Source organism: Mesorhizobium sp. M7A.F.Ca.CA.002.05.1.1 (assembly GCF_003998335.1).
Classification (GTDB): domain Bacteria; phylum Pseudomonadota; class Alphaproteobacteria; order Rhizobiales; family Rhizobiaceae; genus Mesorhizobium.
The window spans coordinates 1-494 of the sequence record NZ_RZQI01001622.1; the positions used below are offsets into that span (position 1 = coordinate 1).

Consider the following 494-nt stretch of genomic DNA (forward strand, 5'->3'; position numbering starts at 1 on the left):
CCTGCCCGGCGACGGCCCGTCGGTCGGTGGCCCGCTGACCGCTGACCCGCGCATTGCCGGCGTATGCTTCACCGGCTCGACCGAGGTTGCCAAGCTGATCGAGAAGCAGCTGGCCGAGACGGCCGAGCCCGACGCCATGCTGATCGCCGAGACCGGCGGCCTTAACGCGATGATCGTCGATTCCACCGCGCTGCCCGAACAAGCGGTGCGCGATATCCTGGCCTCGGCCTTCCAGAGTGCCGGCCAGCGCTGCTCGGCGCTGCGCGTGCTCTACGTGCAGAAGGACGTCGAGAAGAAGATGCTGGAGATGCTGAAGGGCGCCATGGAGGCGCTCAATGTCGGCGATCCCTGGCGGATTTCGACCGATGTCGGCCCGGTCATCGACGACGAGGCACAGACCTCGATCCGCGAGTACTGCACGAAGATGGGCCTGCAGGGCCGGCTGATCGCCAAGCTCGAAGCGCCGAAGGAAGGTCGCTTCGTCGCGCCCCACG

1 protein-coding gene is annotated in these 494 nt (G+C 67.4%); it reads left to right on the forward strand.

What is annotated here, in order from left to right:
- A partial coding sequence (locus tag EN939_RS37400) for an aldehyde dehydrogenase family protein (RefSeq protein ID WP_127272151.1) occupies positions 1-494 on the forward strand: 494 nt, incomplete at both ends.